The sequence below is a fragment of the Frateuria defendens genome (assembly GCF_001182895.1).
Lineage (GTDB): Bacteria > Pseudomonadota > Gammaproteobacteria > Xanthomonadales > Rhodanobacteraceae > Frateuria_B > Frateuria_B defendens.
In genome coordinates this window covers 1-10,661 of the sequence record NZ_LFQR01000131.1, presented here as the reverse complement: position 1 = coordinate 10,661, position 10,661 = coordinate 1, and the positions used below count along the sequence as shown (strand labels likewise).

General features: G+C 64.2%; 8 protein-coding genes. 1 reads left to right on the top strand and 7 read right to left on the bottom strand.

Annotated elements, in window-relative coordinates:
* Positions 1-126: 126 nt before the first annotated feature.
* From ACH65_RS20000 to ACH65_RS15375, 6 genes are all read right to left on the bottom strand, one after another.
* Positions 127-618 carry a hypothetical protein gene (locus ACH65_RS20000; protein ID WP_153242631.1) on the bottom strand — a complete coding sequence of 164 codons (492 nt, stop codon included), beginning with the start codon at positions 616-618 and terminating at the stop codon, positions 127-129.
* Positions 619-1,043: 425 nt separating this feature from the next.
* A complete protein-coding gene (locus ACH65_RS18490) occupies positions 1,044-1,238 on the bottom strand; it encodes a hypothetical protein (RefSeq protein WP_053096282.1) in 195 nt (64 codons plus the stop codon).
* A 372-nt stretch (positions 1,239-1,610) separates the two neighbouring features.
* Positions 1,611-1,934, bottom strand: coding sequence for a hypothetical protein (locus tag ACH65_RS19995; RefSeq protein WP_153242630.1), 324 nt, complete (start codon positions 1,932-1,934; stop codon positions 1,611-1,613).
* Positions 1,931-4,081: a peptidase domain-containing ABC transporter gene (locus ACH65_RS15385; RefSeq protein ID WP_049623502.1), complete on the bottom strand. Its 2,151-nt coding sequence runs from the start codon at positions 4,079-4,081 to the stop codon at positions 1,931-1,933. Before ACH65_RS15385 ends, ACH65_RS19995 begins: the two co-directional genes overlap by 4 nt.
* Positions 4,074-5,342, bottom strand: a complete 1,269-nt coding sequence (locus tag ACH65_RS15380; RefSeq protein WP_237561541.1) for an HlyD family secretion protein — start codon at positions 5,340-5,342, stop codon at positions 4,074-4,076. Before ACH65_RS15380 ends, ACH65_RS15385 begins: the two co-directional genes overlap by 8 nt.
* A 243-nt stretch (positions 5,343-5,585) precedes the next feature.
* The gene (locus ACH65_RS15375; protein WP_049623501.1) at positions 5,586-7,520 is read right to left on the bottom strand and encodes an LTA synthase family protein; all 1,935 of its coding nucleotides are present in this window, start codon (positions 7,518-7,520) and stop codon (positions 5,586-5,588) included.
* Between the two features lie 298 nt (positions 7,521-7,818).
* Here ACH65_RS15375 and ACH65_RS15370 point away from each other — a divergent pair, with 298 nt between their 5' ends.
* On the top strand, positions 7,819-8,436 hold the full coding sequence (locus ACH65_RS15370; protein ID WP_049623500.1) for a YrbL family protein: 618 nt from the start codon (positions 7,819-7,821) through the stop codon (positions 8,434-8,436).
* A gap of 132 nt (positions 8,437-8,568) precedes the next feature.
* Here the strand turns inward: ACH65_RS15370 and ACH65_RS15365 are convergent, their stop codons facing one another.
* Entirely contained in the window at positions 8,569-10,272 is a 1,704-nt protein-coding gene (locus ACH65_RS15365; RefSeq protein ID WP_049623499.1) for an ArnT family glycosyltransferase, read from the bottom strand.
* Between the last annotated feature and the right edge of the window lie 389 nt (positions 10,273-10,661).

Here is a 10,661-nt window from a genome sequence, read left to right as displayed (position 1 = left end):
TCGACAGGCCCTTCTGAAACTGCACACGATTCATCGCCATGACTCACACTCCCGTCGTGAACATGGCTTCAGCATCCTCCGCGGCCGTCGCAAATCACGCGACTTGCCACTGAGGTTCGACGCTAATCAGGAAGATTTATGAGCAACCCGTTTTTTATACAAAAAATAACTCCAGGCCGGCGAAAGCCCCACGGTCAGCACGACAACAACACTAATTACAGATATTATTTTAATAAATCCATAGGGCGGCATGAAATAATTATTGGTGACCAATAAACAAAACAACAACATTATAAAGCATGAAAAATGATCCAGCCAAATTGAGACCGGAGCCAGCGAAAGCGAAACCTTGTCATCCACATTAATCAACACCCTCCTCCTGGATACAATCCTAACTACGACATAAAATAGAATCATGGCACTCCAATTATTTATGAAAACAGGATCACCCCTTTCAACCATTCCCGCAAAAATAAAAAAAAGATGGATAGCCACACACCACACCGCATACCGCCTCGCCGCGCCCAACTCCACCACTTTAAATGCCCTTCCATTGGAAAGCACGCCTGGAAAAAAAGGCGTACACCCAAAGGCCCTCCCATTATTCACGACTATCATATATACACTCCTTACAAATATCGGCCAACCCCACCCCACTGGACAACGAAACTTTCTTATCGACGCCTTAAAAAGCCCAACTCTTCAAAGGCTTTGCACCAACCCTAGTACCCATCAGGAAGATTGCCTCGCCCCATATAAAGGCGCCTCGCAACTCCGAGGCGCCAGCAATGATCATAAGCCAACTTTAGTCAATAAGCTCAATCACCAGTCAAATACGCGACGCCGCCCGCCGCAGCCATAACGGCCGCCCCGGTTTCAAGAAAACCGCCTAAAGCCGTACCCACTCCGGGTACGACCATTGCTTCGAGACCAAGTGCTCCCGCGCCTTCAGCTGCTCCCCAAAGAATGCCGGAGAGCGCCCCATACGCTCCAGATGCCATCATGCCTCCAGAAATCACATCAACTGTAGTTGAGCTGCTCCATCAGCAGCCGTTCGCTGCGCACGCTGTAGACCACCTGCAGCACGCGGCATAGCGCGCCGCCAGCAGTTCATCGAGCTCGCCCAGGATCGCGTCCACCAGCACCCGCAGCTTGCGGATCGGATGGTCCACGGGCACTCGATCCTCGACCGAGACATACGAGAACATGCCAAGCGGCTGGACGTCGGGGCTGCGCATCGAATCGGGCGGTCAGTGATTGAGAGCGGCTATGTCCGCAGCGACGTGCCGAGGTTTCTCAACAGCCTGCTAAAAGTCGTCAATCGAGGTCTGCGCCAACAATCAACAATCAACAATCAATAGTTATCACAAAATGAAGACTACTACTTCCGCCAGAAGAAAGTATCTCTAATCCATACGGTCAAGCCAACCAGGATGGCCATAACAAAGACCCAAAACCCAGGTGCAACAAGGCGCGCAAGGGGCGCGTAAACGAAAAAACAAAGCAAGACAAGCATCACGGCAAATATTAAATACTTAATCCTATCCATTACCCGCCTCCCAGTTAATTTCCGGAAAAGGCCCCTTGTCCAGACAAGGGGCCTTAATACTCTAGAAAGCACCCACACCAATACCGTAATCCATGTAGCCAACTGCATCACTGCCGTAACCAGCCGCAGCATAGTTACCTATTGCAGCCCCGCCCAGACAGCCAACAAAACCACCGATCGGTCCAAACTCGGATCCCGCCAGAGCGCCAGCCGCACAGCCAAACGTCTCAACGCTGAATGGGGCCTGCATAAGACCACCCGAGACAGCATTGATCTCCTGCATTGACATGTTGCGCATAACAATTACTCCCTTTGCTAAGTGGCCGGAATTTCTGCCGCTCCGACATCGGCTTATTAAGATAATTTTTAAATCAATCCAAGTCATCGAGAAAAATTGGAGGCACTGAAGCGCCCCTCTCCCACATAACGCACCACCCCGTGCACTGCCGCGACACTCTCTGACCGATGAGCAATAATGAGGCGTGTGGCATTAAGTTGCTGCACAACAGTACTGACATTACGCTCGCATGCTACATCCAAATGACTGGTCGCCTCATCCAACACAAGCAGCCTTGAATCTCGGCACAATGCGCGGGCCAAAATCACTCTCTGTTTTTGTCCTCCAGACAAACTTGAACCCATGTCCCCAACCAGGCTTTGATATCCCATCGGCATGACAGCAATGCTCTCATGAATGGCCGCCATCTTTGCCGCCGCCATGATCTGCTCTATTGATGCTGTTGGATCGAAAAAGCTAATGTTGTCAGCAATGGAACCAGCAAAAAGTTGGTCATCTTGCATCACCGCACCTACCCATTGACGGTAGGTATCCAAACCTAGCTTACGAATGTCGATGCCGCCGAACAGCACCTCGCCATCGGTTGGCTCCAGCAGGCCTAGCACGAGCTTGGCCAACGTGCTCTTGCCGCAGCCGCTTGGCCCCACGATGGCCACCGACTCACCTGCCTCGATACGCAGATTGCAGTTCCTGAGAATCCACGGCTCGCCCTCGGCATAGCGGAAGCTGACATTGCGCAGCTCCACGCTGGCCTCTGGCGCCGGGCCTGTCCAGGCGGCTTCGGCGCGAGGCTCCGGTGCAGTAAGCGCAATATCCGCCACTCGCTCGGCATGAAGCTTGAGCATGCGAAAGTCCACCCATTTGTCGATCAGGCCCGCCGAGCGGCTGGTGAACTGGTCGGCATAGGCAGCGAAGGCCACGAGCATGCCGGCCGTGAAGGTGTTCTTCAGCACCAGGGAGGCAGCGATCCATATCAGGGCGATCCGCCCCAGCCCGAACATCAACTGGTTGCCGAGTGCGAAGGCGATGCCCAGGCGCTGGATGCACACGTCGCGGTTGACCGCCGCCACGGTGGCGTTGGCGTAGCGCATCGACCTCTCGTCCTGCTTGTTGGCCAGCTTTACCGGCATGGCGCCGCGGATGGATTCGAGCAATTCGCTCTGCTGACGGGCGGCGTACACGATCTGTTCCGCGCTGGCCCGGCGCAGCGGGCCGAACCACAGCCAGCGAACCACGCCGTAAGCCAGGAAAAGACCAAACACCAGCAAGGTCAGCCACACGCTGTAGAAGGCCATCACCACCAGCGTGACCAGCGACATCAAACCGTCCAGCAACGACCCGACGAACTGGGTGGTAAGCGTCTTCTGGATGGCCTGGATAGAGCCGAAGCGCGACACCACATCGCCCACGTGGCGTTTCTCGAACCAGTCCAACGGCAAGCGCATCAGGTGGCTGAACAGGTTGCTGGCCCACTGCACGTTCAGCGTCGCACCGAGCCAGGTGACGGCCCAGGAACGTGTCGCCGTGAACAGGGCCGAAAGGATGGTCAATGCACCGAAGCCGAGGCCGAGCAACGTCAGCAAGTCGTGATCGGCCGATACCAATACCTGGTCGAGCACCCACTGCAGGAAGAACGGCGCGGCCAGCGCGAATACCTCCAGGGCCAGCGCCAGAAGCAGTATCTGCACGAGCGCCGGCATCAGGCCGCGCACTTTGCCGGTGAGCGTACGCAAGGACACGGCCTGGCGCTCACGGACCGGCGCAAAATCCACCGCCGGCGACAGTTCCAAGGCCACGCCGGTGAACTGCTCGGACGCCTCGCGCATGCCCAGTTTCCGGATGCCCCGCGCCGGGTCATGGATGACGATGCCGCTCGCGGTGGCGCGCTTGAGGACGACGAAATGGTTGAGCCCCCAGTGCAGTACGCAGGGCGTGCGCAGCTGCCGCAGTTCGTCGAGGTCCAGCTTCAAGGGGCGGCCACTCAAGCCAAGCTGCCCGGCCATCGCTATGAGACGCGCCAGGGTGATGCCTTTGAGTGACGTGGCGAACCGCCGGCGCATGCCGGCCAGGTCCACATCGTGGCCATGGTAGTTCGCGACCATCGCCAGGCAGGCCAGACCGCATTCTGCCGCTTCGGTCTGCAACATCATGGGCAGCCGGCGCGACCACCCGAACTGCAGGCGTGAAGCGTGCGCGTCGGCTGCCGGCGCCCTGGTCTGCGTGCCGTCAGCCATGCGCCGCCTCGTCCATCCGATGCCTGATGCCGTAGAGCGGCTCGAATACCCACTCCACCAGCCGCCGCCGTTCCATCAGCACATCCGCGTCCACGGCCATGCCCGGCCTCACCGGCTCGGCCTTGCCGTAGGCCATGACGCTTTGCCGGTCGAGGTCCACCAGGACTCGATAAAGCGGCTCTTGCACCTGCTGGCCCACCAGGGATGAAACGTCGGAGGGCGACAGGGCACTGCGTGAAATATCCGCCACGCGGCCGTATTGCTGGCCGAACTTCTGGTATGGAAAAGCCCGATAGCGCAATACCACCCGGCTGCCCGGCTCGATGAAGCCGACGGCGCGGCTGGGCACCAGAAGCTGTGCCTGCAACGTCGATCCAGCGGGAAGCAGGGACAGTAATGCCTGCCCCGCGCTCACCATTTGCCCTGGCCGCACCAGCGAGGAAGCCACCACGCCATCGCGCGACGCACGCAACACCACCGCGCGCTGCATCTCGTTCTGCGCCATTGATTGGGCGACCGAGGCCAGCTGGCGCTCGGTGTCGTTGCGCTTGCCAGCCATGTCCAGGGGAAGTTGCGCCAGTGAACGCTGCGCGGCATCCAATTGCTGGCGCAGATCGAGCTGCTGGCGCACCAGCGTCTTGAGTTGCGCCTGGGCATCCAGCACCGCAGCGCGCTGCTGCTGGATCTGCAAAGCCGAGATGTAGCCCTTGGCGCCTAAAGGCTCAATGCGGTTCAACAACTGTTGATTGCTATCCACCTGCTGTTGCTGCAGAGCAGCCTGGCCCTGGACCTGGGCGAGTTGCCCGCGCAGTAGCACTGTCTTTGCCCGCAATGCCTCGGCCTGCTGTCGAGCCAATGCCTGCTGGTCGTCCAGATCGGCCTGCAGGCGTGTGCGTTGTGTTTCCAACTGCCGGCCGACCAGGGCGCGCGTATCGCCCAGCACGGCGCTGTCCTGATCGCCGGACAATTCCAACAGGACATCGCCAGCCTTGACGGATTGCCCGTCGCGCACGCTCAGCCGCGCAAGCAAGCCTGCCGAAGGCGCCACGACATTGAGCAGGCCGGCACTGGGAACCAATTGCCCCGCCACGGCTTCGCGGCGCGTGTAGTGGCCGAAGAAAAGGAACAGCAGCAGCGCCGATGCGAGCACCAAGGCCAAGGCGCCAAGCATCCAGCGGGAAGGCGGTGCGGCCACGACGATGGAACCGAGCCATTCGCCTCGGCGCGATTCCAGAACTTCCTGCCTGAAAAGCCTCGACACCAGCCCGCTCCCTGCCAAGCATCCGACAAGTTGCCTCTCGCCTTCTCGATCCGGAAAACGCTGTGGGCAACTGTTTTTGGCTTATTGGAAGCAGCGCTGTCAATAAGTAAGTTTTAGCTGCGAAAACGCAAATAATTATGCCATTGAAATGACGGCGCATATATTTTGCGAATCGCACATTGCGCCTCACCCCATCCAGGGCATTCATGCCCCAAGACCCGGCTCCACGCCGGCGCAGCAGGCTCAAGGACCGCGTTGGCCGGCCTCATTCGCAGAAACGCCTCTCGGCGGCGGCAGCCTGTAGCGCTCGTGGAGGTAGGCCCAGCTCGGCCACAGCGCATGCGCCAGCGCGATCTTGGCCAGCTCCGGCGGCACCGGCTCGGGCGTGAGCTTCTCGCCGGCCACTTCGTAGTGGAACGCCTCGGCGGGCTTGTGCGGTTCCATCACCAGCAGGGTGTCGTTCTTGAGGTAACCGTAGTTGTCGCCGTACTGCATGATGGCGCGGTCGGGGTAGTGCCTGGTCAGGTCGGCGCCGAGCATCGGGTGCTCGCTGCTCACGCCGATCAGCGAGAGCAGCGTGGGGGCGAGGTCCACCTGGCTCACGATGTGCTCATCGCGCTGCACCGGCACGCCGGCACCCAGGATCAGCGCAGGGATGTGGAAGTGGCGCACCGGCACCAGGCTGGCGCCGAACACGCGCGCGTCGTGGTCGGCCACCAGCAGGAACACGGTGTGCTTCCAGTACGGCGACTTCATCGCCTGGTCGAAGAAGCGGCCGATGGCCCAGTCGGCGTAGCGCACGCTGTTGTCCACGCTGGCCGGGTCGCCCACGGTCTGGATGCGGCCCTTGGGGTATTCCCACGGCGTATGGTTGGAGACGCTGAAGGCCAGCGTGAAATTGCGCTTGCCGGCCTGCTCGTCCTGCATCAGGCGGTGGTGCAGCTCGTTGAACATGTCCTCGTCGGAGGCGCCCCAGGAGCCGACGAAGCCGGGCTTGACGTCGAACAGCGGCTGGTCGATCACCTCGTTGAAGCCGTTGCCGAGGAAGAAGCCCTTCATGTTGTCGAAGTGCGCCTCGCCGCCGTAGATGAAGCGCGAGTGGTAGCCCTGCCGCCCGAGCAGTTCGGCGATGGTGAAGAAGCCGCGCTGGCTGCGTGGCAGCTTCAGCACCGCCTCCGCCGGCGTCGGCAGGAAGCCGGTGGTGATGGCCTCCAGGCCGCGCACCGAGCGCGTGCCGGTGGCGTAGGTGCGGGCCAGCAGCCAGCCCTCTTTGCCGAGGCGGTCGATGTTGGGGGTGAGGTCGCGCCCACCCAGGCTGCCCACGAACTGCGCGCCCAGGCTCTCCTCGGCGATGATCACGAGGTTGTAGGGCTCGGCCGGTTTGGCGCTGGCCTCCTGGCGATGCAGGCTGGGGTACTCGGGGTCGAGCGGCGGGCCGTCGAGCAGTGCGCTCTGGCGCACGAGCGCCTGCATCTCGGCCTCCGGCATCTTGCCGTAGACGGCCGAGGCGGAGCGCTCGCTGCTCATCGCGATCACCGCGTTGGCCACGTTGTAGAGCGAGTCGAGCGGCAGCGTGTTGACCATGCTGTCGCTGCTGAAGGCCACCTGCGCGGCGTTGAGCGGACGGTGCTCCAGCGTGCCGCGCGCGGCCAGGAACAGCACGGCGAACGCCACCACCGTGGCCGGCACGCGCAGCCACAGGCGCATCTTCGCGTCCAGCCTGCGCCAGTCGAGCAGCCTGAAGCCCAGCCAGCCGATCAGCGCCAGCACCGCGAAGCCTGCGAACAGCACGCCCTTGTAGCCGTGCCACAGCATCGCCGAGACCTCGCGCGGGTGGTTGAGGTACTCGAAGTAGAGGCGGTTGGGCCGAGTGTCGTATTCGGCGATGAACTGCGGCGTGGACACTTCCAGCAGCACCAGCAGCAGCCACCACAGGCGATACCAGTACGCGGTGAGGCGCACCGCCAGCGGGCGATGGCCCAGCCAGGGCGAGAGCAGCAGCGGCCAGGCGCAGAGCATCGCCAGCAGGCTCAAGTCGATACGCCAGCCGCCGAGCAGGACCGGCCACAGCCCGCCGGCGTCGCGCACGCGCTCCCACTGCCACCACGAGAGGCCGAGCCGGCTCAGGGTCAGCAGCAGGAACGAAGCGATGAAGAAACGCCAGCTAAGACGGCGCATGCAGCGGCCTCCGCAAGGTGATGGTGCGGGTGCCTGACGCGCCGCAGCCTGGAAATGGGTCGACGGCGAACGGTGCCGACTGGCGTCGCGCGCTTCCGCCCGACATACAAAAATACCGCAAATGGCTTCTGCCTGGCTTTCTGGCGCGGAAGGTTGTCCTTGGCGTTCCTGCCCGGGAAAACGCATGCCCCTCTCCCCCGCAAGAAGGAGCAAAGCTCGCAGCCCACCTTCGACGCGGGGATGGCAGCCGCCAGGGCATGACGCACAATAGTGCGTTCCGCCCCTGCCTGGTCTCCGCATGCTCGCCCTCCGCCACCTCGCGCCGATCGCCAGCGGCCATCTGCGCCGCATCTTCCAGCACCCGGCCGAACCCGACCTGCTGGTGAAGGTGATGCGCGAGGACGCCATCGCCGAGCGCTGGACGAACGCGCCCTGGTACCGCCGGCGCTCGCGCACCGGCCCCTATGCGGGCTTCGTGCGCGAGTTCAAGGAGTACGTGGCCTCGCGCCACTACGCGCTGCACCGCCCCTCGCCGCTGGCCCGCGTGGCGGGCCTGGCGGACACCGACCTCGGCCTCGGCCTGGTGGTGGAGAAGGTGCGCGGCGCGGACGGCGGCCTCGCCCCCACGCTGGACGCCTGGGTACGCCGCGACGGCTTCACCCCGGCGATGCAGGCGGCGCTGGACGACTTCCTGGCGAGCATGCTGGAGCACAACGTGATCGCCGGCGACCTGCACGCCTGGAACGTGGTCCACGGCGTGGATTCGCGCGGCGGCCCGCGGCTGGTGATGATCGACGGCTTCGGCGAGAAGAACATCATCCCGCATTGCTCGATGAGCCGCCGCCACAACGCGGCGCGCACACTGCACAAGTTCCGGCGGATGGTGGAGCGGACGCGGGCCACGCCGCGCGGCTGAACGCCGGCGCTCGCCTTGTAGGAGCGCGCCTTGCGCGCGACCGCGGAGTTGCGGCGTCACCGCTACGCAGCAGGCTTGTCGCGCGCAAAGCGCGCCCCTACAAGGCCGCCATGCCCTGTCTACGGTGGAGCGCTATTGGCCCGCGCGCCCGGCCACGCAGCCGGGCAGCACCGCCGAGCCGTCGAACATCCACCACACGTTGCGGTTGGCCACGCCCACGCGCACGGCCTTGGCCGGGTCCACGCACAGCGAGGGCTGCAGCGCCTCCCCGTTGACCAGCACCCAGCGCCTGCCCGGCGCCTGCGCCTGCCAGGCCAGCGCGTCGCGCATCTGCTCCGGCCAGCCGCGGGTGAAGCCGAACTCCGCCGCCGGGCGGCGCGCCTGCAACAGCAGTTCCTCGCGCCAGGCCACCAGGCCGAGTTCCCCGTCGGGGCCGATCTGCGCATCGGCCTTCTGCATCACGCCCAGGGTGGACTGGTTGGCGTTCATCAGCGGATAGGTGGCGAAGCTCCACACCACCCACGCCGCGGCGATGCCGCCCAGGAAGGCCCACGCGCCATGGCGCACACGCCCCACGGCGGCGGCGAGCAGGAACACCACGCCCACCGCGATCACGGCCAGCCACAGGCCGCGGCCGCCCTCGGCCAGCTCATAGCCCTCGGCCAGCCGCTGTGCCACCTTCGGGTGCGCCAGCAGCGCCCACAGCCCGCCGCCCAGCCAGGCCATGCCCGCGACCAGCGCCAGCGCGAAGCCCAGCCGCGACAGCCAGCGCGTGCGCAGCAGGCTGCCCACGTAGGGGCCCATCAGCAGCGCCGCCATCGGCAGCACCGGCAGCAGGTACACCTCGCGCTTGCCGCGCGGGATGCTGAAGAACACCAGCACCAGCGCCCACCACAGGAGCGGCAGCAGCACGCGCGCGTCGCGCCCGCGCAGCGCCTCGCGCCAGCGCGGGACCATGGGAATGAACAGCAGGCACAGCGGGAACCAGTCGCGGATCATCACCGGCACGAAGAACCAGAACGGCGCCGCGTGCGCCCAGGAGTTGGCGTAGCGGTCGGCGGTCTGGTGGAACAGGATGTCCCGCACGTAGGCCAGGTGGTCGGGCGTGCGCAGGCCGTAGGCCGTGATCAGCATCGGCGCCAGCCACAGCGCGACGGCCGCGAGGAAGGCCAGCGCGCCGCCGGCCCAGCGCCGGCCGTCGCCGGCCGCGGCCTCGCGCGGAATCCATGCCCAGCGCCGCGCCAGCGCATAGGGCACCAGCATCAGCAGGGCCAGCACGCCCACGCCCTTGGTGATGACGCCTAGCCCCGCCGCGAAGCAACCCAGCCAGTAGGCGCGCCAGTCGGGGCCGCGCAGGCAGTGCCGCAGCAGGCCCCAATTGGCGAGGGTGATCCAGAACATCAGCAGCGGATCGATCTGCGCGTGCTTCACCTCGCCGACGAACTGCATCGCCGAGAGCAGCAGCACCGCCGCGGCCAGGCCCGCGCGCGCGTTCCACAGCCGCCGCCCGAGGTCGTACACCAGCGCCAGCGTGCCCAGCCCCGCCGCCAGCGACGGCAGCAGGAAGGCGAGGCGCCAGCTGCGGAAGAGTTCGAAGAAGCCGGCCTCCAGCCACATCAGCATCGGCGGCTTGTCGCCGTAGAACTCCATGCCCCGGTGCGGGAACAGCCACTGCCCCGACTCCACCATCTGCCGCGCGACCAGCGCGAAGCGCGGCTCGTCCGGCGGCCAGGGATCGCGCAGCCCGAGGCCGGCGGCCAGCACCACCAGCGCCAGCAGCATGAACCAGCGGAAGGCACGGCGCGCGGCCGCGTCGTCGAACAGGGTTTCGGCCATGGATTTCTCTGCTCGGAGCCCGGCAAAGGGGCTTATGTTACGCAAGTGCGGGGATTTCGCGGCGTGCCGGGGGGCGCTACGAGGTGTGGTGCGGGGGCACCATAGCGGGGTTGGCTTTCTTGGTGCTTTGGATGGGGGCGCTCGCTTCTGCTCTTGTTCGTCGTTGCGGCAAGGGCCGGCATCCATGCCGACTCCCCTGCGGGCCTGATCGTCCGAGCCTCACTGCCGCATAGGGGCCCCCAAGAGCAAAGTGCGAAAAGCCCGCACCTTCGGCGCTCGCGCAGCGAGCGCATCAAGAGTGCGCACACGGATGTGCGCCGCTCTTCCGGGGCCCCTGGGGCGCGGCGAGGGAGGGATGGAAAAGCCCGAAGGGTGGCCGGCATGGATGC

Excerpts from the sequence above, each read along its gene's own strand:
- ACH65_RS15370 (WP_049623500.1), top strand. The coding sequence starts at position 7,819 with ATGCTCGCCCTCCGCCACCTCGCGCCGATCGCCAGCGGCCATCTGCGC.
- ACH65_RS15365 (WP_049623499.1), bottom strand. The coding sequence starts at position 10,272 with ATGGCCGAAACCCTGTTCGACGACGCGGCCGCGCGCCGTGCCTTCCGC.
- ACH65_RS15385 (WP_049623502.1), bottom strand. The coding sequence starts at position 4,081 with ATGGCTGACGGCACGCAGACCAGGGCGCCGGCAGCCGACGCGCACGCT.
- ACH65_RS18490 (WP_053096282.1), bottom strand. The coding sequence starts at position 1,238 with ATGCGCAGCCCCGACGTCCAGCCGCTTGGCATGTTCTCGTATGTCTCG.
- ACH65_RS19995 (WP_153242630.1), bottom strand. The coding sequence starts at position 1,934 with ATGACTTGGATTGATTTAAAAATTATCTTAATAAGCCGATGTCGGAGC.
- ACH65_RS15375 (WP_049623501.1), bottom strand. The coding sequence starts at position 7,520 with ATGCGCCGTCTTAGCTGGCGTTTCTTCATCGCTTCGTTCCTGCTGCTG.
- ACH65_RS20000 (WP_153242631.1), bottom strand. The coding sequence starts at position 618 with ATGATAGTCGTGAATAATGGGAGGGCCTTTGGGTGTACGCCTTTTTTT.